Here is a 23840-nt window from a genome sequence, read left to right on the forward strand (position 1 = left end):
TAAATTGTTCTTAATTAATCTGATGTTGCAGTGTTTGAATAGAAATTGAAAACTGATGTTTGAGGTGATGAAAATCAATTTTACCCTCTAATTTGTTAGAAGAGCTGTATTGAATCTCAATGATCTTTTCACCGTCGCTATCAAAGATGGCGCGAGAATTATTTTTATCAATAATTCGCCACCTTACCTCATTTAACGACCCTTCCCAAGCGGAACTCGGCCAGAGCGTGATCATCAGGTTAAATAATACCTGTTCTGGCTGCGGTAGCGAACCTTGTAAACCGTTGAGCACTTCGGTTTGAATTTGTTCTCCATCGTAAGACAGTGAGAGTACTCTTGTTCCCCAGGATGAGAAGCCTGCCAGCACCACTTCGTTGTTGGTTACTTGCAGTTGTACCGGAAGTTGCTCAGATGTGGTTTTACCATCTATTGCCCAAGAAGCCGTAATTAACTGACTGGCAGACAACTGATAGCCCAAGCTTGCGGGAGTGGGCAAGCTAACTTGGGTGTGCTCGGCAATGTCGACCTGAGGCGTCGATTGGTTAGGTACCAAGCTGCATGCACTTAAAAACAGACTCAGTGTGATGAACGTCGCGTAGCGAAAAGCGTGATTGAAAATCATGACGTCGTTTCCTCTGTTTTAATTGCAATCGGAGAGAGCAGCCAAGCGACGAAAATACCACTTAACACTGTAATGCCGAAACTGTGAATCGCGTGAGTTTGGCTTAGTGACAGCAACCCAAATGACAGCACAGTGGTTATTGCCGAAAGGGTGATCGCCAATAGTGTGCTCACGCTGCGCGCTTTCTCGGCAAAGAACAGAGTGTAATCAATGCCGATACCAAGAATGAGCACCAAGCCAAGCAAGTTGAACAGGTTTAATGTTGTTCCCATCGCGACAGCAGTTGCCAGACCGCACGCGCAAGCAATCAATGATGGCAGTAAAACTCGCCAACTGTGTTGCAGACCGTACCGCTTGATTAACACCAGAAAGATCACAGCACTGGCGGCTGCCAATAGTTCCATGATTTTGATTCGGTATTCACCAAATAGGGCGGAGATTTCTTCTGCTTTGTTTAGGTAGACAATATCAGACTGCGATTTGGCAAATGCCTTAACAACGGCGGAGTCTTGCAATTGGTTTAACACCACAACCGTTGCCGATTTTTCTTTAATTTTACCCAAATGAAGAAAACGGACAGGTGCCGATACCGGGTTTTGCAAGTACTGTTCAACCGTAACGGGGATAAAGTCGGCGTCCATTTTGGGCTTTTTATTTAAGCGCAGTCCGGATGCAAGTTGGCTGGATTGTGTCGCGTAAAGATCGCGAATCAATTGATAGTCTTGTTGCTGACGTTCCACTGAGCTCAAGTAGCGACTCAGACTCTGGTAGCTTTCGATGGTGCTGTCCGCTTTCCACGCTTCTAAAGTTGGCGTCAAAGACTCCAGCTTTTTCATTAGGTTTTCGTCATCGTCGGCGGTAACGACCAGCATTTGCTGTGAAGATTGCATGCCACTGAGAGTCGTAATCAAGGTTTCTTGCTGCTTGAGATCGTTCGGCATCGTTTGCAGCAGACGAATGTCGTCATCGTAGTTCAATTGCAGCAAGAAAAAGCCACTCGCAACCACACATAACATCGGTAATCCGACTTTAATTCGAGGTTGATTCCAAAGCGTTAACCATTTCGCCAACAGTGATTGTCCCGGTAAAGTCGAAATGGAGCGCGATGGGTTACGAGCTAGTATCGGATACCAAGCCACCACTGTGATGTAAGCGGCAATCAGACCAATGGATGAAAACAGCGCAAGCTGCTGCAAACCAGGAAACGGTGCCACTAACATGCCCAAATAGCCGATCAAACTGGTGATTAAGCCAAGTGTGATCGCTATGAAAATATGCTTTAACCCTTGCTCGCTATCCCATTCATTTCCCGCCGCAAGACGTTCGGTTAGGTAGTGGAATGCGTAGTCGATAGACACGCCGATTAAACTTGCGCCAAACACTAAGCTGAACAGATGGACTTTTCCAAAAATCCACGTCGTAACGGACAGCGCAACGAGCAAACCAATGGTGATGGAAAGCAGCGCGAGAGACAGTGGCATCACACTACGAAAGACCAACACGAACAATGCAATGATACCGAGCAGAGAGAACACACCGATGGTACTGATCTCCGATTTTGCACTTTGCGTACCATAGTCGGCATAAAATAGAACGCCAGTATGTGCGACTTCAGCGCCATATTTCTGAGCGACGCTTTGTTCTAGTGCTTGAATATCAGGGACTGCAAGCTGCCCAGTTAGGCTATAAGGCGAGTCTTTTAGCTCAGCAGTAATAAGTAAGTATTGAGCACCGTCTTTTTCGACGGATAGATAGCCGTTATCCAACCGGAAAGAGGAAGATTGCTGGGTAACTTGGCTTAAATAATCACGAAATAACAAGAAAGGGTCATTCTGTAACTCTTGCCCGGTCACTCCAGAAAACGGGTTGTACAGAGACTGAATTACATGCTGCACATGCTGCTCTGGATTTTTGCTTAAACGCTCTCGTTGCTCAGGCGTCAGCAATTGGAAACGGTGCTTAAAGTAGTAACTCGCCCAAGCTTGCTGCTCTTGAGGTGAGATTTTTCCCACCACATCGCGAAAATGATTACTTTGGCGTAACCCCTTATCAAATTCAGCGGCCGCTGCAAAAAGGGTATTTTTGTCCGGCGCTGCGATCACGAAAATGACTTTGTCGCTCATACTTGCCGAGACCGACTCAAAGGCTTGCTCAGCCACCGGGTTTTGTTGGTTCTTCGGCAACAGTTTTAAAATGTTGGTCTCAATCGGAGATTCTGCACTCCAAACCCATTGTTTGAGTAGCAACGCGCCCGCTAAAACAACGAGATTGAGCCAAACCAGAGCAAAGGTGTGAGTGCCGAGACTGAGTTTAGAAACGGAATTGAGCGTCTTCGGCATCCGTGAGTTCCTGAGGTAGAGAGGTCTGGTTCGTAAACGTGATTTCGGTCTTATCGCCACGCAGCTCTTGTAGGGTTAGGCGATCTATGTGCGTTTTACCGGAAAGAGTGATGGATTGAAACACCGCATTTAATGGCGACTGTTTTGGCACTAAAACGAGCTGCCACTGATTGTTCTCAACTGAAAAATCGAGTGTGAATTGTTCTTGCAGTGCAGAAGTATCCCCGTGGAACACGGATAAAAATACATGGCTAAAGTAGAACGCCATTGGGTTTTCTTGTGCAGAGATCGTTTTCGGTGCTTGGTCGGCAAAAGTCTGACGAAGTTTGTTTTCCGTCAATACCAAATTGACTGCGAAAGGTTCTGTTTGTTGCCACAACAAGCCATGTGTTTTGCTCAGTGTGAACTGACCTTTAGAGGTTAGAGGTTGACTGAACATTTCCAGATGACGCTGCTGCGTAAAATCTCCGCGTACGATTTCATGCTGAGACAACTGCTGCTGAAGCGATGCCAAATCCGTTACGTTTGCTGTAGGTGTGGCCATTGCTGAAACAGACAATATCAGCAAAAAAGAGAGTAACCACTTTTGCATTAGTTCAGGCTCCCATGGTGATGCCATTGCTCTACTTTATCTAAAAAGATTGCTGGAGAAACAAAGCACATCTCTTGCTTTTCAATGGATACGGCGACTTGGGTTGTATGCGCTTTGCACATACGTTGATTCGTTTCGGCGTCGTAAATCACGTAATCCACACGCAAGCGGTTTTCCCACTCAGTGAGTTGCGCGGTAATACGAATGGTGTGATTAAACGGAATCGCCTTCACGTATTTAACGCGCGTGTCGATGATCGGCCACATATACCCAGAGTCTTGCATATCGCGATAGCTGTATTGGATCTTCTCCATCAGCACACGACGCGCTTCTTCAAAATATCGAAAGAAGTTGCCGTGATAAATCACGCCCATCGGGTCAGCATCTTGGAATGAGGTGACCATAGTCACCTCCGCTTCTAATGGGTAGAGAACCTGCTCTTGCATTATACCTCCGCGTAGAGTGGCCAATGACGTTGCTGAATGCGTTCAATGAAATGACGCAAATCTTGTTCCAATGGGCGATCTTCAATCACAAATTCAAACTCGCTCAGTACGGCGTCACGAATTACTCGCAAACTCTGACTCATGTGGTGTTCGTCCAATTCGTTATGACGACGACGAATCTCAACCGCTTGAACGCTTGCTAGGAGTGAAGCCGCAGCAACTTGCTCTGTTAACTCAAGTACGCGTAGGCAATCACGAGCCGCAATGGTGCCCATGCTCACTTTGTCTTGGTTGTGACATTCGGTTGAGCGAGAAAAAACGCTCGCTGGCATGGTGTTTTTCAACGCCTCTGCCGTCCAAGCTGAGATACCAATCTGAACCGCTTTAAAGCCGTGGTTGATCGGTTTACGCTCGCCTTCTGCACCGGTTAAGTTAAACGGCAGGCCGTTATTGAACTTGTAATCCATCAATTGCGCCATCTGACGGTCCAGCAAATCAGCTAAGTTGGCAATGTTCACTTTCAACGTATCCATCGCCATTGCGATATGACCACCGTAGAAGTGACCGCCGTGCAGAACGCGCTCGTTGTCGCCATCGATAATTGGATTGTCGTTGGCACTATTTAGTTCATTCTCAATCAATTGACGTAGCCAAGGCAGTGAGTCTTGCACCATGCCAATCACGTGTGGCGCACAACGCAGTGAGTAACGATCTTGCAGTCGGTCGCTATTGCGTGGCGGACGCTCAGCATTGAGATCATCACGCAGCCAAGTTGCAACTTGCTGTTGACCAGGGTGAGGTTTTACTGCAAACAACGCTTCATCAAAGTGGAAATCGTTACCTTGCATACCCACAGAGACCATCGCGGTAATCTTGGTGCACAGCTGCGCTAGGTATTCTGCGCGTTTGTAGGCAAGACAGGCGAGGGCGGTCATCACGGATGTACCGTTCATTAACGCCAAACCTTCTTTTGGTTTTAGGCGAATTGGCTCAATGCCCAGCTCTGCAAACACTTCTTGTGTTGGTCGCACATCGCCTCTGTAAAGCACTTCACGCTCGCCAATTAAGGTTGCCGCTAGGTAAGACAGAGGCGTTAAATCGCCGCTTGCGCCCACCGAGCCTTCTTGTGGAATACGCGGCGCAATATCGTGGTTGATAAGCGTAACGATTTGGTTCAACAGATCGTGAGACACGCCAGATACGCCTTGCGACAATGAACATAAACGTGTCGCCAACACCGCGCGAGCTTGCTCATGAGAAAGGATTTGACCTAAGCCACAGCCATGGAAGCGCGTAAGGTGCAACGGAAGTTCATCCACAAGAGCGGGTGGAATCGCCACAGTACATGAATCGCCGTAACCCGTGGTCACGCCGTAAATAACGCCTTCTTCTTTCAGTAATCGTTCCAGAAACGCCACGCCACGATCAATTTTCGCGGTAAATTCTGGCGAGGTGTTCATGTTTGCCTTTGCACCTTGAGCAATGGCAACGATATCTTCGATGGTTAAAGATTGGGCACCAAAAGTGATGTTGTGATTATTGTTGTTTGTCATGTGGCTGATTACTTAAAGTCCAGAAGTTAAAAAAGTTGTACCACTGTAACGGCGCTTGCAGTGTGTGGTGTTCTAATCTGTGTGCGTACTGTTGAACAACGTGTTCTAGTGCCTGCTGACGCTCCTTGCGCGGTAGCGTGATTTGGTCACTAAAGTGTTCAAAGTACACATTAAAATGCGGAGTGTTTGCTTCGTCGTCGCGTAGGCCGAAGAGTAGGTAAACCGGCGCTTTTAATACCGAGGCTAGCATGAATGGGCCTTGCGGGAATGGTGCAGGTTTACCAAGAAAATCTGCCCAAACGACACGATTTTCTTTGCTGGTGGAAGTGCGATCGCCAACGATCACCACCCATTCGCCTTGCTCGATTTTTTGTTGAAGCAGAATCGCGGTGTCTGGTCCCATTGAGCTGACTTGAATCAGATTCAGTTCCGAGTTTGGGTTTACCGCCTTCATTACCGCATTAAATTGTTCAGCGTGTTGGGTAAATACCAAGGCATTGATTTTGACATGAGAGTGTCGACGACCAAGCGCGCGGCAGAGTTCGATATTGCCAAGGTGCGAGCCTAAAATGAGCACGCCTTGTTTTTTCTGCGCCATCTCTTCGAAATGATGCTGGCCGTGAATGGTTAGGTTATCGACGTTAAAGTCACCTTGCCATGCTGCCAGTTTGTCGAGCATGGTACGCCCAAAAGAAAGCAGATGATGATAGCTGTCCAACTGTTTTGGCAGTGCGATGTTCTGCTGCGCAGCGTAGTGCTGTAAGTTTTGCAGGTAAATCTCAGACGCTTCGCGGGCAGATTTACCCGTGAAGTGGTAGTAGCGCATGACTAATTTTAAAATCAGGTCGAACGCTTTTCTACCGAACAAGCGGTAAACCGCGAGTAAGGTTTTGATGCCTAAAATCGTGCCTTGTTCTTTTCGTTTCGACCAGTGGGCATTGCTGTCGTCTGTATGACGGCGCTTTCTGGCGAGTAGCGAAGGAATGCGTGGCAACATGCCAAAAAATAGGCGAGTGTGCATCCAGCTTATCTTGACGTTATCCCACAATGCGTCGAAGTGGGAAATGCCACCTTCAGGGTAGATCACGCGCGTTGGAACAAAATCAATATCGACGCCTTCCCAGTACATTCGCACCAGAATTTCGATATCAAAATCCATGCGTTTGCCGATGTTGTACTTGTTCAACACGGCGACCGTTTTCGCCACTGGGTAGGCGCGGAAGCCGCACATGCTGTCTTTGATAGACAGTGACAAGGTTTCTATCCACACCCAAATGTGCGTAGCGTAGCGACCATACAGACGGGCTTTAGGTACGCTCTCGTCGTATATCGGTTGGCCAGAAATCAGGTTATCTGGTTTTGTTTCGCTGGCGCTGAGCAATTTGGGTAGTGCTTCTAGGTCGTGTTGACCGTCTGCGTCGATTTGAATGGTGTGCGTAAAACCAAGCTGGTGAGCTTGATGTAGGCCAGCCATCACCGCGCCACCTTTGCCTTGGTTTTCACTCAGACTAATCAGTTTTATCAGTCCTTGCTCACTCAACGCTGAAAGCGCTTGTTTGGTGTCTTCATTGCTGCCGTCGTCCACGACCAGCACTGGCAAATCGAAAGAGGATAACGATGCAACCACGTCTGCAATTGTGCTGCCGTGGTTGTAGCAAGGAATTAAAAAGCAGGGACGGTAATCACTCACGTGACTCACCCAGTTTCATTTTGCCTGACGAGTGAGTCACCAAGGTTTCACCGTTTTTCGATGTGTACTTAAAGGTCAATTTCTCGCGCTCATTGTCCCAAGAGAGTGAGAGACAAACGTCGGCGTTTGGCAGAATCGGCTCTTGAAATTTGATGACTTCCATTCCTTTAAATACCTTGGGGGTGTTCAAATATTGAACGGCGTAGAACAACGCCCAGTCAATTTGAGTGACGCCGGGTAAAAGAGGAAAGTGACTGAAATGACCTTGGAAATCTAAGATGTCAGCATCCACACGCAGCGACAGCTCCGCGGTGTGGTCACTAACTTCAATATTCTGAATAGTTGGTTTTCTTTTTTCCATGTTACTAGCTTTATTGGAATAATTTTTCAATTTCAGCAACTTGGCGTTTGCCTTGGCTGTTCAATGGAATTTCGTCGACCACTCGGAATTTTCTCGGGATAGCGATCGGTTCTAGCCAATTGCGCAGTGCCTTGCGAAGCTCAAGCCAAAATTTGCCTTTACCAAGTTCATTAAGCACATCGCTGCCTTTATCGTTAAGTACGATGATCGAGACTAACGTGAGGCGACCAGATTCTTCCATTGGGATCACCACGCTTTCTTGAACCCACGGCAATTGCTCTAAACGTTTTTCCACTTCGACAAGGGAAATACGCTTTTCTTCGACTTTGACGATTCGGTCAGTGCGTCCAAGCAATTCAAAAGAAATACTATCATGGAAATAGCATTCATCCGCAGTTTGGTACCAAGTGTTTTCATCAATGTGTGGCGAGCGGAGCTTTAAACAATTTTCATGGTTAAGCTCGGCTTCAACACCAGGGAATAACGTCCAAGGAGTGCTGGCTACGTGCTGCTGACGGTAAGCGATGCCGCCGGTTTCTGTGCTGCCAAAGACTTCAATAGGAAGTGACCCAAACAACAACTGGCTGTGTTGCGCGGCTTGGTTTGGCAGGGGGCCACCAGAAGAAAATACGCACCGAATCGCAACCGGATTATGCTCTTCACTGAGTCGTTTTAGTAACGCAGGGCTGCTTACTAGCGTGGTGTCAGCATCGGCGTGATGGACAATTTGCTCTGGGAACTCAAGGTTGTGTGCTGAAAATGGACGTGCAGAGCACAAAGGCCACAATACGCGGAACAGCAAGCCGTAAATGTGTTGATGAGAGACGGTGCTTTCAACGCGTGTGTTGGCAACCGTGTCGCCCCATAGGTTGTCTAGAATAGACACTTCGATATCGAGCTGTTTCAGCGTTTTTGCAATGGCTTTTGGTTTACCGCTTGAACCTGACGTAAATAGCGTTACTGGTATTTTTGCCAGATTCAATTCACGCCAAACATAAGGTTGGTCTACCTGTTGCTCGTGAATCAAGGTGATGTCTACCAATGGTTGAGCTTTTACTAGGAGTGAACTAACCTGTTCTGGAACCGAGACATCGGCATCATGCAGCAATAAATCGTAGTGCTCGCTGAGCTCTTTGAGTGCTTCTGGTTGGTAATTACCAGGCAATACAATGGATTTTCCTGCGTGGCAACAAGCAAAAAAGCCAACGGCAAACAGGTAGCTGTTGCCAAAACACAGCGCAATGTTTTGCATTGGCTGGTTTTCTAACTGCTGAGCAAGTGTTGCGACGTGCTGCTGGAAATCACCCCAATTGATAACTGTGTCGCGATCGTAAGAGACAGGGGATTGCTCAGACCTCTCTGCGACGAACAAGGTCGCTAGGGAGGTAAAGCTCGAATACGTTGTATTCATACGATTAGTGTTCCTTTCGAACAAATTGACGCACGATCCATTCTCCAGCGAACAAGCCACCAGCAAGTAAGTAGCTGATGAGGCCGTTATAAAGCGTCCATATTTTTACTGGTAGGAAACAGGTATAGAGTGCAACGGCAGCGTTGAGCGTAAAAAAAACGCACCAAACCATCGTGACTTTGCGTGTGTAAGCCACGCCACTAGCCGGAAGGTCAGGCTCTTGCAAGCGAGCAAGCCTTTCAATGATTGATTGCGGCTGTTTTAAGCTCAGTCCAAAGACACACAGCATACATACATTGACAACGACAGGGTAAAACTGAAGCCACCCGTGTTGTTTAAACACCATGCCAAGCGTAATTAGAAGAATGCCAACAGCGCCCGTAACGAGCGCCAAGAATTTAAACTCTTTTAGTGGGGTCTTATTTGCGACGAAAACACGCAAAAGTAACGCAGCAATTAACAAGCCCCCGACTAAGTTCAAGCCAAATTTATCTATACCGAAATAGACGGCGAAGGGGTAGGCAAACAGTACAATTGCAGACAGACCAGTCAGCAATTGGCGCATTAACTTTCCTTCAATAACTCAGTGACGGCGTTAACCACATCGTCAACGGTTCTTACTGCACTAAACTCTGCTGGCTTGATTTTTTTGCCAGTGACATTCTGTAGGTGTACGACCAAATCAACGGCGTCAATGCTATCAAGGTCGAGATCTTGGTATAAGTGCGCATCTGACTGAATGTCGGCTGCGTCAATTTCGAACAGCTCAACAAGCGCATCTTTAACTTGTTCAAATACTTGATCTTTATTTACATCAGTCATGAATATACCTACAACTTATTCATTAGTTTGAGAAGAAACGTATTTCGCTAGGTTTGCTACAGAAGCAAAGTGTTCGCGCGTGTTTGAGTCGTCGGCATCAATAACGATGTTGTATTGTTTTTTAATTGCGAGTCCAAGCTCAAGTGCATCGATAGAATCTAAGCCAAGTCCATCACCAAAAAGTGGTGCATCCGTTTCAATATCATCTACGGTTAAATCTTCAAGGTTTAAAGCATCAATAATAAGTTGCTTAATGTCGTTGTGTAACTGTTCCACTGGGACCTGCTTATTAATAAAAGTTTTCTGGAAAAATGTTTTCAGCTAGGTGCTGTTGTAAGCGTCGCGCCGCTATTGTCGGCGACGTAGTTTGCTTTATAAAAGGGTCAATCTCAACTTTATCCTTAACTTCAACCCTGAAAAAAGGCTTTGTTGCCGGTACTTGATACCATTTTTTCTCTTTTGTGAGGAAACTTGGCGTTACCGTAATATGGACAACCCTTAAATCTCGCTCTGTTCTTACCGCAATTTGTGCTGCGCCGCGTTGTAATTTTGGTTCTACACCAGGTGTTGTTCTTGTCCCTTCAGGAAATATAAGCAACACGTTGCCTTTGTTAAATCGTTCATCACAAAGTGCTAATAAGTCATCAGGCGCTTCATTGGGAATATATCCGGCTGCTTTTACGATGTGCTTCATAAAAGGATTCGACCATATTGCCGATTTTACTAAACAGTCGCAGCGATTTAATTGTGAAGCAATGAGAACGTAATCGATTAAACTAGGGTGGTTGGCAACAATTAAACAATTACGATCTTGTTGAAGAATATCGGCGCCAATAATTTGATAATCGATTGCGCCACTCAACTTCATCAATTTACAAAATGTGTTGAATGAATATCGAATCGCACCTTGAATTTTATATTCGCGTTCCGTTTGGTCTGAAACAAAAATACGAATGGTCGGAATAACAATGAAGCTCAGTACTAAACCACCTAACCCAAATACTGAAAAACAAAAGCCGGTTGCTAGCACACGCCAATACTGATTTAAGCGACTCATTGCTTGTGCCATTCCCAAATTTGTTTCGGAGCGTGAATAGTCCACTGATTTTCATCTGACAAGTAGTGTTGCAAAAACGCTAAGCCTTGTGGCAACGGGTGGTTTGAGCATTTTGCACTGATGCCGCTTTGCACCGTGAAGCCATCTCCATGAGAAAGTATCAAGCCGAGTCCAAACCCTTGGTATTGTTGGTTTTCATATTCTAAATAAGAGTCAGGCATAGGCTCATCAAAATCAACAAGCAGGACTTTTTTGTCAGGATTGTCGGACAAAAACAGCCATGCTTCTAATATTGCACTTTGGAATGTGTTTTCTGCCGCAGCGATCGAAGTTAGGGGGATGGGCTGTTTGGTTGCAATAGTGGCAAGCCCTGCGGCGGTATTATGCACTGACTGAGAAAAAGCCATCGGAGACGCTTCTTCACCGTTAATAATATCTTTAACTAACGCAACACTGCGATGCAATTCGCCATGACGACTCGAAAATACGAGGTAATCAACCTGATGTTGATTAAGCAATTCGATTGCCGTTTGCACTGCCAGTTTGCTAAGTGGACTCATTCTTCTGCGCATCATCGCAGGAATATCTGCAACATTGATTTTGCCATCTTCTGGCCATGTTATCTCTGTTGCCCATTGTTTCCATTCATTGGATTCGGATAAACCGAATGAATTCGCTGTCCACGCATCAATATTGAACGAAATGTTGATCTTCGAGTTTGGCATATTGGGTTAAATTGTTTATTTTACAGCTCGATACAAATTGGGCTTTACCCAAAGTCATAATAAAAAAGGAAATTATCATGTCGCGTTTTAAGCTGTATGTCTCGTTATTATTAACTTTGCTTCTTGTCGGTTGTGGACGAGTACAACCTGTAATGAATGTGGAGGATACTCCAGTTGCTTATGATCTTCAAAATAAACAAGTAAAAATGGCCATTGTGCAATCGGCAACCAACCGAGGTTGGACGATTGAAGAAGTAAGCCCAGGCGTTCTTATTGCAAAAATTCACGTTCGTAAACACTTTGCAGAAGTAAAAATTCCATATAACAACAAATATTACTCAATTATTTATCTCAACTCAGTAAATCTAAAAGCCAGTAATGGCAAAATCCATCGCAATTACAATCGTTGGATAAACAACTTGAATGTTGATATTCAACGAGCTATTGCATTGTTAGGCTCTCAGTCTAAACAATAAAAATATTAATTGCAGTTAGGTTTTTCCGTGTTAAATCAAAATAATGACCCTTTTAATGCTTTTGAAGCAAAAACAGAAGCTCAGAAGTTATCTTTTGCACCAATCGTGTTCCAGACCGCCAGAACGCTCCGAGATTTAGGTATTTTAGCCGCGCTAGACAGCGCCGGTTCACAAGGCATGAGTGCCACGGACATTTCCGAGAAAACGGGCGTGTCAGAATATGGTGTCAAAGTATTGTTGGATATGGCGATTAGCGCACATATTGTTTTATGGGAAAGACCTAACTATTCGCTTGCGAACCTTGGTTTTTACCTTCTTCACGATGGTATGACGAACGCAAACATGGATTTTACGGCTGATGTCTGTTACGCCGCGATGATGCATCTGACGGAAGCGATTCAAGAAGGTAAGCCTTCAGGTTTGAAAGAGTTGGGCAATTGGGAGACGATTTATCAAGGTCTGTCGACGCTGCCAGACCAAGCTAAGCAGAGTTGGTTTAAGTTCGATCACTTCTATTCGGATCGCTCGTTTCCATTACTGCTTAAAGAAGTGTTTGCAAGCAAGCCAAAGCACCTAGTGGATATTGGCGGAAATACCGGGAAATGGGCTATTCAGTGTTGTAAGCATGATCCTGATGTTGAAGTTACCATTGTCGATTTGCCGCAGCAATTAGAAGTGGCGATGTCAAATGTATCAGAAAACCAGTTCGCCGAGCGTGTACGTCCATACCCTGCCGACATGCTTGATAAAGCACAAACATTGCCTGAGCATGCTGACGTATGGTGGATGAGCCAGTTCTTGGATTGCTTTTCCCCAATTGAGATCCTAAATATCCTTAAAAAAGTCAAAGCCCAGTTAACGAAGGGAGATACTATTTACGTATTGGAGCTATTTTGGGATGCCCAAAAATACGCGGGTGCTTCCTATAGTCTTAATGCAACCTCTCTCTACTTTACCTGTTTAGCCAACGGCAATAGTCGTTTTTATCGCAGTGATGATTTCTTAGAAATTGTTGAAGCGGCAGGTTTATCTGTCGTCGAAAGAACCGACAACATTGGCCTTGGTCACACCTTATTAAAACTACAAGCAAACTAAATTCAGAATGAAAACAGAGCTCAAGCAAGTTGTCGTCGTAGGAGCGGGCCCATCTGGCTCCACCGTTTCTGCGTTATTAAAATCGCGTGGCATAGATGTCGTTGTCATAGAAAAAGCCACCTTTCCACGTTTCTCTATCGGAGAAAGCCTGCTTCCTGCATGTATGGAAGTTGTCGAGCAAGCCGGAATGACCAATGCGGTAAAGCAGTTTGGCTTCCAATATAAAGATGGTGCTGCATTTCGTCGCAATGGTGTTTACACCCAGTTCGATTTTACGGACAAATATAGCCCAGGGCCGGGTACGACGTTTCAGGTGCAACGTGCCAGTTTTGATAAAGTGCTCGCCGACAGTGCCGCAGAGCAGGGCGTCGATATTCGTTATCAACATGAGCTAGTTAGCTTGGCGTTTGAAGGCAAAAAATCTCGCTTAGAAGTTGTTGGGCCGGATAAACAGACCTATCAAATCGAAGCTGATTTTGTTTTGGATGCGAGTGGTTTTGGCCGTGTTTTGCCACGCTTGTTGGATCTTGAAGAGCCTTCTTGTCTTCCTCCAAGAAAAGCGATATTTACGCATATCGAAGATCATATTTCACCACAAGAGCCAGAGTACGATCGCAACAAAATTCTGATTTCAGTCCATCCTGAAAATCACGACGTATGGTACTGGCTAATTCCATTCTCGAATGGTACATGTTCGTTTGGTGTGGTGGGTGAGCCTGAGTTTTTTGAGCGATACCCAGAGGATAAGCTTGCAGCTTTGCAGCAGTTGGCGAATGAAGAGCCGGGGTTGGCTTCTTTGTTGCGAAACGCGAAGTACCCAAATCCAACAGGAGAGTTGGGTGGCTATTCAGCGAACGTCAAACGCTTAGCGACAGAAAACTACGCACTGCTTGGTAATGCCGGCGAGTTTCTTGATCCTGTGTTTTCATCGGGTGTCACCATAGCCATGAAGTCGGCGGAATTTGCGGCCGATTGCGTGGTTCGTCAATTAAATGGTGAAGTGGTTGATTGGCAAGAAGAGTATTCGGAACGCTTGATGGTGGGGGTGAACACATTCCGCACTTATGTGGAGGGGTGGTACAGCGGCACATTGCAAGATGTGATCTTCTATCAAAACCCGAATCCACGTATTAAGCAGATGATTAGCGCGATTTTGGCTGGATACGCTTGGGATACAAACAACCCTTACGTAAAACAAAGCGAACAACGTTTGTCGACGCTTGCTGAGCTGGTTCGAGAAGCGGAACTGTAAGAGTATAAATTCTCTTAGCTGAGGATGCGTAAACCTAGGTCTTACCGAGAAATTGGTAAGACCTTTTTTATTCTCGACAATACCTTTTTATTTGTACTTCGAGCTTACTGGAGACATCTTGACCACTTGTTTCGAGGTGTATCGAATTTGAGAAAATTTATAGTGATTATGATCACATACATACTCATTGTTGCTGATATTTATATTAAACGTGTAGGAAATGGATTACATTTTGGGAGTGTTCCCTAAATCCGGCTTCGTTGTGAAAACGGTTTATAAGCAACTGTATAAATTAGTAAAGTTCCAAAAGCTGCACCAAAAAAAAGATAAGTTTCTTGCCAAATCAATTCGCTTGGTGAGTTCGAACCATCGACTGCGCCAAACACTTCCTTTACTTTCTCGAATTGTCAAAGAACACGAGGCGCCAACTGTCTCTTCGGTTGTTGATCCCGAGAACGCGGTGGCGTGGGGAGGCAAAGTTTCTCCAGAGTTCAAACGCAAAGTCATTCGTATTAGTGAAGAGCTGGAGATCAACCCTAATCACCTGATGGCCTGCATGGCATTTGAAACCGCTGAAACCTTCAGTCCAAGCATCAAAAATGGTTCAGGAAGTGGGGCGACAGGGTTAATTCAATTTATGCCCTCTACTGCTGAGTCACTAGGAGTGAGTACGAAAACTCTTGCGAGGATGAGCGCGGTCGAGCAACTTGACTATGTAAAAGCCTATTACTGGCCATATCGCCATAAAATCAATAGTCTGGAAGATGCGTATATGGCAATTCTCTATCCTGCAGCGATTGGCAAACCGTCTTCTTTCATTTTGTTCAAGCAAGGCTCGATTGCATACCGACAAAATGCGGGTATCGATCGTCACAATACAGGAAAAATCACGCTTAATGATGTTTCCTATAAAGTGAGGAAAAAACTAGAGAAAGGTTTACAGCCCAATTTGATGGGATAGGGCCGTGTTTTATTCAACTTCGCTATTGTTAGTTGGTATATCGGTGTCTTTGGTGACTCTGACTTGCATAATGCGATGTTTTTTAACGAGGAGTATGTCAAATCGCCAACCTTGGTAGTGAATGTGCTCCCCAACATTTGGGACTCGACCATAAAGCCATGTCAAAAGCCCATTTAATGTTTGAAAGCCTTCTCGCTCTTCGCCTTCTATGCTGCTCAGTTCGAGTTTATTCTTGAGCTCATTGAGCGGGATCAACGCGTCCATCAACCAGCTGCCATCTTTTTGTTGCTTGGCCCACACTTGCTGTGGTGCCATGCCCAGTTCTCCAGCAATTGACTTTAACAAGTCGTAAAGGGTTACTAGGCCTTGTACATCACCATACTCATCGACAATAAAGACCATTTCCGCACTGGTTTGTTGCATGTAGTTAAGGAGAGGTAACCCTTTCATGGACTCGGGTACAAAACGCGGACGCTTGAGCTGTTTAGCCAGTTTACTGATAGACAATTCGTCATATTCATCGAGCAGGACTTTGGATGAAATGGTGCCAATAATATTGTCCAAACTACCCTTACAGACTGGCCATACGGAGTGTTGGGTTTGGCGAAGGTCAGTAAGGATGACATCAATAGGTTGGTTGGCATCTAGGTAATGGATATCGCACCGTGGTGTCATTAACGATAATGCTAAACGATCGTTAAGGTGGAGTAAGTTGCGAATCATCAATTGCTCTTGTGGCTCAATCGCACCGGACTCAGAGCCTTCGCTAACAATAGCAAAAATATCCTCCTCGGTAACAATCTCACCGTTGCTGTCGTTTTGGCGCAATAATCGGAGAAAAGTATCGGTTGAAAACGTCAATAAGAAGACAAAAGGAGTGGTGAGCTTGGCGAGCCAGTGGATCGGATAAGCTACGATAATAGCGATGGTTTCTGCGTTGTTTTGTGCAAAGCGCTTGGGAACGAGTTCTCCCACCACAATCGCGAAGTAGGTGATCATGAGCACGACGCTCGTCGTTGAAAGTACCGTTGCTATCTCTCTTTCTAGCCCTTGGGTTACTAACCAATTTTCGAATGGTACTGAAAGCGTTGCTTCACCAAAAATACCACTTAATAACCCGATGACGGTAATGCCTATTTGGATCGTGGAAAGAAACTGAGTCGGATTGTTTTTAAGTTCGAGCGCTAAAGTGGCAGAGGCGTTGTGTTCTGCAATTAATTTTAGCCTTCCGCTTTTGGCTGCGACTAGAGCGATCTCTGACATAGCAAACGCGCCATTGAGTGCGATTAATCCAACCAGCAGTAATACGTCCATAACGTTTCCCAGTAATGTACACGTTAGCAGCATAACTAGATTCACGCGCAAGAAATGTGATGTTGCGAGTAAATCATGCAGCGCTCTATTATCGGGCTCTACGCGCATGAATCCTTCTGTTACTTCACTGGGATTCTGATACACTACGCGCCCATTTCCTCTGTTGAGACGTTTCTATGCCATTTTCTAAGCTTGGTTTAAGCGCATCGATTACTGATGCAGTAAAAGCGCTAGGTTATGAAAAACCGACCTCTATCCAACAAAAAGCCATTCCAATCGTACTGCGTGGTAGCAACTTAATTGCTGCAGCACAAACGGGGACAGGTAAAACGGCCAGTTTTGTTCTACCAATCTTAGAAAAGCTTAGTCAAGGCGAAACTCAACGTAAAAAACGTGCTCGCGCTATTATTCTTACGCCCACACGCGAACTTGCGCTTCAGGTTCATCAAAGCATTGAAGCTTATGGTAAAAACTTACCGCTGCGCTCAATGGCGATGTTTGGTGGTGTGGATTATGCGCCACAAAAACAAGCCTTGATCGAGGGTGTCGATATTGTGGTAAGTACGCCGGGACGTTTGATTGACCTGTACGGTCAACGCGCCATTCACTTTGATGAAGTGGAAATGCTAGTGCTTGATGAAGCGGACAAGATGTTGGACATGGGATTCATCGATGCGATCGATAAGATCGTTGATTGCATGCCAGAACATGTTCAAAGCCTACTGTTCTCGGCAACGCTATCTAACCCTGTTCGTGATTTGGCGAAAAACGCGATTATTGATCCTGAAGAGATCACGATTGCAAAACACAGTGCATCTAAGTCGAACATCAAGCAGTGGATCACCACCGTCGATAAGGACATGAAGTCGTCGCTGTTAAGTCACATGCTCAAAGAAAACGACTGGTCGCAAGTACTGGTATTTATTGAAACCAAACACGGTGCTGCCAAGCTTGTTAGCCAACTTGAAAAGCGCGGCATTGTGGCTGAAGCGTTTCACAGTGGCCGTAATCAGCGTGTTCGCCAAGAATTAATAGAAAAGTTCAAAGCCGGTGAAATCCAGTACCTAGTTGCAACTGGTGTTGTAGCGCGCGGTATTGATATCGATAACTTGCCCGTTGTTATTAACTATGACTTGCCGTATCCAGCAGATGAATATGTACACCGTATTGGTCGTACCGGTCGTGCTGGCGCACAAGGTGAAGCGATCTCATTAGTCTCAAAAGATGACTTTAAAAACCTTTGTATGATCGAGAGCCGTTTAGGGCACTTGCTAGAGCGAGTGGAAATTGACGGCTTTGCACCAAGAAAGCCAGTGCCGATTTCTATTTTAAATTACGTACCTAAGAACAAGCGTAAACCGCACGATAAGCGCGAATCAAAATAGCCTGTTTTATCTCTACGATCCAAAAGCCGCATTGTTGCGGCTTTTTGCGTTTTAGGGAGACTCACTCATGGGTTGACAGTGTTGGCTTTTATGCCGTAATGAGGAAAAAAGTTAATTTATGTCATACGCTTAACACTCAAAGTGAGTCAGCTTTCGTAAAGCTTTTGTCAATTCTCTGTCCTCAGGTTTGCACAAGGTTAGGAATGGGCGCAGACTTTTTTGCTTGCTAGTGAATGCATAAGATGAGGCATAAATGAAAACAGGTGATAAGCAATTCGCCGTTATTGGTCTTGGCCGATTTGGTTTGGCAGTGTGTAAAGAGCTACAAGATTCAGGAGCTCAAGTTTTAGCGGTTGATATCAACGAAGACAGAGTTAAAGAAGCTGCCAGTTTTGTTAGTCAGGCAATTGTGGCTAATTGTACTCACGAAGAGACGGTTGCTGAGCTTAAGCTTGATGATTACGACATGGTGATGATTGCTATCGGAGCGGACGTTAACGCCAGTATTCTCGCCACACTGATCGCCAAAGAAGCGGGAGTGAAGTCAGTATGGGTTAAAGCCAACGATCGATTTCAAGCGCGTGTCCTGCAAAAGATTGGTGCGGACCACATTATCATGCCTGAACGTGACATGGGGATACGTGTCGCGCGTAAAATGCTCGATAAACGGGTTCTTGAGTTCCACCCTTTAGGTAGTGGCTTAGCCATGACGGAGTTTGTGATTGGATCTCGTTGGATGGGTAAGACATTAAGTGACCTCGCACTGTGCAAAGTCGGCGGTGTGCAAGTACTCGGGTTTAAACGGGGCCCAGAAATTACCAAGGCGCCAGACCTTAATACCAAGCTGGAAATTGGCGATCTCATTATTGTGGTTGGCCCGCAAGATGCGCTAGCAAATAAATTAAAATCACTATGACGCAGTTTCATCAAAAAGGCGTTTTTTACGCGCCAGATGGTAAACGAGAAAAAGCAAAGGGTAACGAGCCGCGGATCATATTGCTGAGTTTTCTCGGTGTATTGCTGCCTTCTGCCGTGCTGTTAACTTTGCCGGTTTTTTCAGTTACGGGCCTTTCGATAACGGACGCTTTGTTTACCGCAACATCCGCCATAAGTGTGACAGGGCTTGGTGTTGTCGATACCGGGCAGCACTTTACGTTAGCCGGAAAAATCTTGCTGATGTTTTTAATGCAAATCGGTGGGTTGGGACAGATGACGTTGTCGGCGGTTTTACTCTATATGTTTGGTGTGCGTTTAAGCTTACGCCAGCAAGCGTTAGCGAAAGAAGCGCTAGGGCAAGATCGACAGGTCAACTTAAACCGACTGGTGAAGCGGATTGTGATTTTTGCGCTTGTCGCAGAATCTATTGGGTTTATTTTCCTTTCCGTTCGTTGGGTTCCTGAAATGGGCTGGCAAACTGGCATGTTTTACGCGTTATTTCATGCGATTTCTGCGTTTAACAACGCAGGGTTTGCTCTGTTTTCAGACAGTATGATGAGCTTTGTGAATGACCCGCTGGTCATCTTTACCCTGGCCGGGTTATTCATTTTTGGTGGGCTTGGTTTTACTGTTGTCGGAGACATCTGGTTGAACTGGCGTAAAGGTTTCCACTTTTTGCATCTTCATACCAAAATCATGCTTATCGCGACACCGATATTGCTCCTCGTTGGGACGGTGATGTTTTGGTTACTCGAGCGGAGTAATCTAAATACAATGGAATCGTTACCTTTGGCGGGTCAATGGTTGGCGGCATTCTTCCAATCCGCTAGTGCTCGAACGGCCGGATTCAACAGTGTCGACTTGGCGCAGTTTACCCAGCCATCGTTATTGATCATGATTGTTTTGATGTTGATTGGTGCTGGCTCCACCTCAACGGGGGGCGGTATTAAGGTTTCCACATTTGCCGTTGCGTTCATGGCTACGTGGACCTTTTTGCGCCAAAAGAAACACGTGGTTATGTTTAAACGAACCGTAAACTGGCAAACCGTGACTAAGTCACTTGCCATTATCGTTGTGAGCGGCGCCATTCTGACAAGCGCGATGTTTTTATTGATGCTCACAGAGAAGGCAAGCTTTGATAAGGTCATGTTTGAAACCATTTCCGCATTTGCGACGGTAGGACTTACCGCTGGTTTGACGGCAGAGCTTTCTGAACCTGGCAAGTACATTATGATCGTGGTAATGATCATTGGTCGTATCGGGCCACTCACGCTTGCCTACATGTTGGCCCGCCCTGAACCTACCTTAATCAAATACCCAGAAGACGCCGTTCTTACAGGGTAAAGTAGTGTTTATCTGCAACCCACCGACCATAACGAGCACTGATTAATAGCAGTGCTCGTACATTTATAAAATATGTGGGACGTTGCCCAATTTTATCTACAAAGTCGCAGAAGTTTATTTCTTCTTCCTTTTGTTTCGATACTATTCATTCACTCAATTTATACCCTCGGAAGCCACACTTACAAAAGTATTTGGGCATCCGACGCTTTTGTAACGTGATGCTAAATAATATTGTGTTATCTGAGCTAATTGATACCAGCCTTAGTCGTTAGCCACTCAACCTCATTCTATGTTTATGGGCGATTGTGTACTGGCTGTGCTTGGTATTAAACGAATCGAAAAGATGGAGCCGTACTTTGAAATTCAACACACTCGCCTTGACTATGCTAACTGCGCTTCTTGCAGGTAAGAGCATGGCAACTACTCCGCCATCACCAGTTTGGCATACTATTGCGTTGAGCGATGGTACCTCTAGTGAGGCAATTTTACGCGGCACTGCCGATTTCCACTGGTTTGAAGATAAACAAGGTAATGCCTTGGTTCATGAAGATGGTATTTGGTTTTTTGCACAGATTCAGCGCGAGTCAGACATCCCAACGTTGCGCTCGACGGGTGTTGCTAAAACTCAATCGAGTGATGCGCCTGAATCGGCGAAGTTTCGCCCGGATCTACAAGTTAAGCCGCAGTTATCTTCTCTAAAAAACATTGAACCGATGGCGCGCCAAAATCTATTGCGTTCGGCGCAAGGTTATCAGGCGATGAGTAACTCATCGGTGAAGCAACAACCACTGTTGGTTGTGCAAGTCTCCTTTGATGACCAAGCAATGGTGCATGACTTCGAACAACGTGTGTTTAATACCGATGGCCAAAGCGTTGTCGATTATTTTGATAAAAACTCTCAAGGGAAATTCAAAGTTGTCCCTGCGATTGAGAGTTATGGTACCGCGAATGATGGTGTGATCAATGTGACCGTGGCGCAAAGCCACCCAAATTGCCACTCTAGCTCAACTGACAAGACTTGCACTGCCAAGTTGAATGCGGTCTTCACCGAAGCGTATCAAAAACTGGATCCGTACTTTAATCTTTCGGCTTACGACAGCAATCAAAATGGTACCGTAGAACCGTCAGAGCTCTCAGTCATGTTTATTTTTGCGGGTGGCGACCGTTCAACCGGATTCCTTGATCGTCCTTCTATTTGGCCGCATAAATTCTCTCACGATGATGTGACCTTAGATGGCAAAAAAATTGCCGATTACTGTGTGTTTGCTGACTACCAAGTTGATCATCAAGCGACGTTAGGCGTGATCGTACATGAGCTTGGCCATTTAATGCTTGGCTTGCCGGATTTGTATGCAAGGAACAGTGATGCCTCGATCGGTTCTTGGGGCGTGATGGGCGGTGGTTCATGGGCACAGAAACCGGGAGACTCATACGCAGGAGACACGCCAGTGAACATGAGTGCGTGGAGCAAACACGCCGCTGGTTTCGTAGTACCAACGATCACTCATGAAAGCCCGATGCCTATTTCCGTGAACAACGACGATGTCAAACTGGTGTATCTCGACCCATACTTGAAAGAGTTTGGCCCACGCGTTTATTTGGAAAACCGTACCTTTAGCGGTTACGACCGAGCATTGGCGGCAGAAGGCATACTAGCGACGTCGGTTAATGTCCAGAATCGCTTTAACGATGTTGGCGCGATGCAGGTTCAAATCATGCAGGCCGATGGTCTGAATGAGTTAGAACATGATGGAAGCAGTGATGCCGGCGATTTGTATCCTAATGGTGGTAATGTCATTTCAGATACATCGACCCCGGGTCTGAGAGCGATCGCCGGGTTTGATACTGGGGTTCGTATTTCCAACATTGCCAGCAATACCAACGGCGGCAGTTTTTCTCTTGAGCATATAAACGAGCCAAATAAATCGGCATGGTTGAACTCTCTTCACCAAGGTTATGTGTACGCAAGTGGCAGTAACACTCTGGCGGTATCATTGGATTTGAATGCTGAGACAAAGCTTGATGGTCTTCAACTTTACGCGCAAAGCAATAGTGCTCAAAGTGACATGACTTATCGAGTATGGCGATTCCCATTCTCAGGTAACGTGGGCTACCGATTAATATTGGATCAGAACAATGCTGAACTTTTACAGCAAGGTAGCTTCCAAAAGCCATCCCGAATTTTATTCCCTCAACCAAGCCAATTAAGTGCGGGTCAGCACCTGTTAGTAGTGGAATTAGAAGGCGGTGAATTTGAATCGAACTTTGACTTTGGCCGCTTACTAAAAACTGAAAAATCATCCCTGCCTGTAATGTGGACTGGTAATTACAACGAGATAGGTACGTTTGGTTTAGAGCAAGCCGGATTCTCTTATGTTCCGTTCGCAGCACTCTTGAATGTGGAGGCGAACAACATTGTTGAAGCGAAAGCTGATTCACTGCAAACCGATAAGAATACGCCAATCGATCTGAACTTGATGGACAATGATTTCATGGCCATAGGGTATCAGTTCAATGTGGACATTGTGCAGAAGCCTGAGCACGGCACCATTTCTGGCAACCAATACCAACCTGAAGCTAACTTTGTTGGTTTGGACAGCTTCCAATATCGTTTGCTGTCTACGGATGGCGTGTATTCGTCTTCGGTTGTGAGCGTGCAGGTCGAAGTACTTGGTAGTAATGAAGCACCAAAAGCGCTCATCGATGTGGATAGCCAGGAGATTACTGCTGGACAGAAAGTAACATTGTCGGCGGCAAACAGCACAGATGCGGATGGCGATGTGTTGAACTACCGATGGGAGCAATTGGCTGGTACTTCAGTTTCTATCGGAAATTCGACCAGTGCTACGGCAAGCTTTACAGTGCCTCAAGGTATAAAAGCGGGTGAGGTTCTGACATTCCGTCTAACTGTTACTGATCCAAGTAATGAAACCTCCAGTGCTACCGTCAATTTAACCATGCAAAACGCAGCGCCAGTCACGTTAGCAGATACGGCGACCGTTGCCGTTGGTGAAAGCATTGTGATTGATGCTGCTGGCAATGATTCGGATGTGAATGGCGATAAACTGGTTGTAGAAAGCGTACAGAACCTAACGGGCGTGGGAAGTGCGAGTGTAGAGAATGGTAAAATTCGTTTTCAAGCTCCGGATAGTGCGGTTGATAACATCAAGCTGCAATACACGGTTTCAGATGGCAACGGTGCTACCGCAATAGGTGAAGTGACCGTTACGGTTGTCGCTTCCTTGAAAACAACGACATTCAAGAACTCTGAAGGTAGCGGCAGTGTTTCTTATTGGGCTCTGATGTTACTTGTTGCATTGGGCTGGCGACGCCGCGTCTAAAACGATATCGAATTACGGTATAAGCCACTCACATTGAGTGGCTTATTTTTTGTGCCTGTTTTACTTCCTAGTATCTCTCATTATCTTATGAGATGTGTTTCTCATTATTTTTAAAGCG

At 45.7% G+C, this 23840-nt stretch carries 22 protein-coding genes; 8 read left to right on the plus strand and 14 right to left on the minus strand.

The annotated features are described in order from the left end of the window. Window positions 1–10 precede the first annotated feature (10 nt). The 13 genes from LIX84_RS18370 to LIX84_RS18430 are packed head-to-tail and all read right to left on the minus strand — an operon-like array spanning window position 11 to window position 11618. Entirely contained in the window at window positions 11–622 is a 612-nt protein-coding gene (locus tag LIX84_RS18370) for a DUF3261 domain-containing protein (protein ID WP_226421920.1), read from the minus strand. Continuing rightward, window positions 619–2961, minus strand: coding sequence for an MMPL family transporter (locus LIX84_RS18375; RefSeq protein ID WP_226421921.1), 2343 nt, complete (start codon window positions 2959–2961; stop codon window positions 619–621). Before LIX84_RS18375 ends, LIX84_RS18370 begins: the two co-directional genes overlap by 4 nt. Continuing rightward, window positions 2933–3553, minus strand: coding sequence for a LolA family protein (locus LIX84_RS18380; protein ID WP_226421946.1), 621 nt, complete (start codon window positions 3551–3553; stop codon window positions 2933–2935). Before LIX84_RS18380 ends, LIX84_RS18375 begins: the two co-directional genes overlap by 29 nt. Then, window positions 3553–3999, minus strand: coding sequence for an acyl-CoA thioesterase (locus LIX84_RS18385; RefSeq protein ID WP_152812733.1), 447 nt, complete (start codon window positions 3997–3999; stop codon window positions 3553–3555). Before LIX84_RS18385 ends, LIX84_RS18380 begins: the two co-directional genes overlap by 1 nt. After that, window positions 3999–5552, minus strand: a complete 1554-nt coding sequence (locus LIX84_RS18390; protein WP_226421922.1) for an HAL/PAL/TAL family ammonia-lyase — start codon at window positions 5550–5552, stop codon at window positions 3999–4001. The genes LIX84_RS18385 and LIX84_RS18390 overlap by 1 nt, the downstream gene beginning before the upstream one ends. Beyond that, window positions 5536–7242 (minus strand): glycosyltransferase family 2 protein, encoded by a 1707-nt coding sequence (locus LIX84_RS18395; RefSeq protein ID WP_199803799.1) that lies wholly within the window; start codon window positions 7240–7242, stop codon window positions 5536–5538. The genes LIX84_RS18390 and LIX84_RS18395 overlap by 17 nt, the downstream gene beginning before the upstream one ends. Beyond that, window positions 7235–7603, minus strand: a complete 369-nt coding sequence (locus LIX84_RS18400) for an ApeI family dehydratase (RefSeq protein ID WP_005460551.1) — start codon at window positions 7601–7603, stop codon at window positions 7235–7237. Before LIX84_RS18400 ends, LIX84_RS18395 begins: the two co-directional genes overlap by 8 nt. A 10-nt stretch (window positions 7604–7613) precedes the next feature. Beyond that, on the minus strand, window positions 7614–9014 hold the full coding sequence (locus LIX84_RS18405) for an AMP-binding protein (protein WP_226421923.1): 1401 nt from the start codon (window positions 9012–9014) through the stop codon (window positions 7614–7616). Window positions 9015–9018: 4 nt separating this feature from the next. Then, on the minus strand, window positions 9019–9579 hold the full coding sequence (locus LIX84_RS18410) for a hypothetical protein (RefSeq protein ID WP_226421924.1): 561 nt from the start codon (window positions 9577–9579) through the stop codon (window positions 9019–9021). Then, window positions 9579–9836, minus strand: coding sequence for an acyl carrier protein (locus LIX84_RS18415; protein ID WP_005382279.1), 258 nt, complete (start codon window positions 9834–9836; stop codon window positions 9579–9581). Before LIX84_RS18415 ends, LIX84_RS18410 begins: the two co-directional genes overlap by 1 nt. A gap of 15 nt (window positions 9837–9851) precedes the next feature. Continuing rightward, window positions 9852–10112, minus strand: a complete 261-nt coding sequence (locus tag LIX84_RS18420) for a phosphopantetheine-binding protein (RefSeq protein WP_005382278.1) — start codon at window positions 10110–10112, stop codon at window positions 9852–9854. A 13-nt stretch (window positions 10113–10125) separates the two neighbouring features. Continuing rightward, the gene (locus tag LIX84_RS18425; RefSeq protein WP_226421947.1) at window positions 10126–10893 is read right to left on the minus strand and encodes a lysophospholipid acyltransferase family protein; all 768 of its coding nucleotides are present in this window, start codon (window positions 10891–10893) and stop codon (window positions 10126–10128) included. Beyond that, complete coding sequence (locus tag LIX84_RS18430) at window positions 10890–11618, minus strand: beta-ketoacyl synthase chain length factor (protein WP_226421925.1); 729 nt, start codon at window positions 11616–11618, stop codon at window positions 10890–10892. The genes LIX84_RS18425 and LIX84_RS18430 overlap by 4 nt, the downstream gene beginning before the upstream one ends. 77 nt (window positions 11619–11695) lie before the next feature. On the opposite strand from LIX84_RS18430, the gene LIX84_RS18435 reads away from it, so the two are divergent. From LIX84_RS18435 to LIX84_RS18450, 4 genes are all read left to right on the plus strand, one after another. Further along, on the plus strand, window positions 11696–12094 hold the full coding sequence (locus tag LIX84_RS18435) for a hypothetical protein (RefSeq protein WP_012842027.1): 399 nt from the start codon (window positions 11696–11698) through the stop codon (window positions 12092–12094). A 27-nt stretch (window positions 12095–12121) separates the two neighbouring features. Continuing rightward, window positions 12122–13189: a methyltransferase gene (locus LIX84_RS18440; protein ID WP_226421926.1), complete on the plus strand. Its 1068-nt coding sequence runs from the start codon at window positions 12122–12124 to the stop codon at window positions 13187–13189. 7 nt (window positions 13190–13196) lie between these two features. After that, window positions 13197–14441, plus strand: a complete 1245-nt coding sequence (locus LIX84_RS18445; RefSeq protein ID WP_226421927.1) for an NAD(P)/FAD-dependent oxidoreductase — start codon at window positions 13197–13199, stop codon at window positions 14439–14441. A gap of 220 nt (window positions 14442–14661) precedes the next feature. Next, a complete protein-coding gene (locus tag LIX84_RS18450; protein WP_226421928.1) occupies window positions 14662–15402 on the plus strand; it encodes a transglycosylase SLT domain-containing protein in 741 nt (246 codons plus the stop codon). Between the two features lie 9 nt (window positions 15403–15411). On the opposite strand, the gene LIX84_RS18455 is transcribed toward LIX84_RS18450, so the two are convergent. Then, a complete protein-coding gene (locus LIX84_RS18455; RefSeq protein WP_443083703.1) occupies window positions 15412–16749 on the minus strand; it encodes a hemolysin family protein in 1338 nt (445 codons plus the stop codon). A gap of 143 nt (window positions 16750–16892) precedes the next feature. On the opposite strand from LIX84_RS18455, the gene LIX84_RS18460 reads away from it, so the two are divergent. The 4 genes from LIX84_RS18460 (at window position 16893) to LIX84_RS18475 (ending at window position 23722) form a co-directional block, all read left to right on the plus strand. Next, window positions 16893–18101: a DEAD/DEAH box helicase gene (locus tag LIX84_RS18460; RefSeq protein ID WP_226421929.1), complete on the plus strand. Its 1209-nt coding sequence runs from the start codon at window positions 16893–16895 to the stop codon at window positions 18099–18101. 253 nt (window positions 18102–18354) lie between these two features. Next, window positions 18355–19017: a potassium channel family protein gene (locus LIX84_RS18465; protein WP_104974339.1), complete on the plus strand. Its 663-nt coding sequence runs from the start codon at window positions 18355–18357 to the stop codon at window positions 19015–19017. Continuing rightward, window positions 19014–20381, plus strand: a complete 1368-nt coding sequence (locus LIX84_RS18470) for a TrkH family potassium uptake protein (RefSeq protein WP_226421930.1) — start codon at window positions 19014–19016, stop codon at window positions 20379–20381. The genes LIX84_RS18465 and LIX84_RS18470 overlap by 4 nt, the downstream gene beginning before the upstream one ends. 356 nt (window positions 20382–20737) lie before the next feature. After that, window positions 20738–23722, plus strand: coding sequence for a M6 family metalloprotease domain-containing protein (locus LIX84_RS18475; protein ID WP_226421931.1), 2985 nt, complete (start codon window positions 20738–20740; stop codon window positions 23720–23722). The last annotated feature ends 118 nt before the right edge of the window (window positions 23723–23840 follow it).

This window comes from Vibrio sp. E14 (assembly GCF_020515785.1).
Classification (GTDB): Bacteria; Pseudomonadota; Gammaproteobacteria; order Enterobacterales; family Vibrionaceae; genus Vibrio; species Vibrio diabolicus.

What these genes read in the sequence shown, in the direction of transcription:
- LIX84_RS18370 (WP_226421920.1), bottom strand. Translation starts at nt 622, where the DNA reads ATGATTTTCAATCACGCTTTTCGCTACGCGACGTTCATCACACTGAGT.
- LIX84_RS18375 (WP_226421921.1), bottom strand. Translation starts at nt 2,961, where the DNA reads ATGCCGAAGACGCTCAATTCCGTTTCTAAACTCAGTCTCGGCACTCAC.
- LIX84_RS18380 (WP_226421946.1), bottom strand. Translation starts at nt 3,553, where the DNA reads ATGCAAAAGTGGTTACTCTCTTTTTTGCTGATATTGTCTGTTTCAGCA.
- LIX84_RS18385 (WP_152812733.1), bottom strand. Translation starts at nt 3,999, where the DNA reads ATGCAAGAGCAGGTTCTCTACCCATTAGAAGCGGAGGTGACTATGGTC.
- LIX84_RS18390 (WP_226421922.1), bottom strand. Translation starts at nt 5,552, where the DNA reads ATGACAAACAACAATAATCACAACATCACTTTTGGTGCCCAATCTTTA.
- LIX84_RS18400 (WP_005460551.1), bottom strand. Translation starts at nt 7,603, where the DNA reads ATGGAAAAAAGAAAACCAACTATTCAGAATATTGAAGTTAGTGACCAC.
- LIX84_RS18405 (WP_226421923.1), bottom strand. Translation starts at nt 9,014, where the DNA reads ATGAATACAACGTATTCGAGCTTTACCTCCCTAGCGACCTTGTTCGTC.
- LIX84_RS18410 (WP_226421924.1), bottom strand. Translation starts at nt 9,579, where the DNA reads ATGCGCCAATTGCTGACTGGTCTGTCTGCAATTGTACTGTTTGCCTAC.
- LIX84_RS18415 (WP_005382279.1), bottom strand. Translation starts at nt 9,836, where the DNA reads ATGACTGATGTAAATAAAGATCAAGTATTTGAACAAGTTAAAGATGCG.
- LIX84_RS18425 (WP_226421947.1), bottom strand. Translation starts at nt 10,893, where the DNA reads ATGAGTCGCTTAAATCAGTATTGGCGTGTGCTAGCAACCGGCTTTTGT.
- LIX84_RS18430 (WP_226421925.1), bottom strand. Translation starts at nt 11,618, where the DNA reads ATGCCAAACTCGAAGATCAACATTTCGTTCAATATTGATGCGTGGACA.
- LIX84_RS18435 (WP_012842027.1), top strand. Translation starts at nt 11,696, where the DNA reads ATGTCGCGTTTTAAGCTGTATGTCTCGTTATTATTAACTTTGCTTCTT.
- LIX84_RS18445 (WP_226421927.1), top strand. Translation starts at nt 13,197, where the DNA reads ATGAAAACAGAGCTCAAGCAAGTTGTCGTCGTAGGAGCGGGCCCATCT.
- LIX84_RS18450 (WP_226421928.1), top strand. Translation starts at nt 14,662, where the DNA reads ATGGATTACATTTTGGGAGTGTTCCCTAAATCCGGCTTCGTTGTGAAA.
- LIX84_RS18455 (WP_443083703.1), bottom strand. Translation starts at nt 16,749, where the DNA reads ATGCTGCTAACGTGTACATTACTGGGAAACGTTATGGACGTATTACTG.
- LIX84_RS18460 (WP_226421929.1), top strand. Translation starts at nt 16,893, where the DNA reads ATGCCATTTTCTAAGCTTGGTTTAAGCGCATCGATTACTGATGCAGTA.
- LIX84_RS18465 (WP_104974339.1), top strand. Translation starts at nt 18,355, where the DNA reads ATGAAAACAGGTGATAAGCAATTCGCCGTTATTGGTCTTGGCCGATTT.
- LIX84_RS18470 (WP_226421930.1), top strand. Translation starts at nt 19,014, where the DNA reads ATGACGCAGTTTCATCAAAAAGGCGTTTTTTACGCGCCAGATGGTAAA.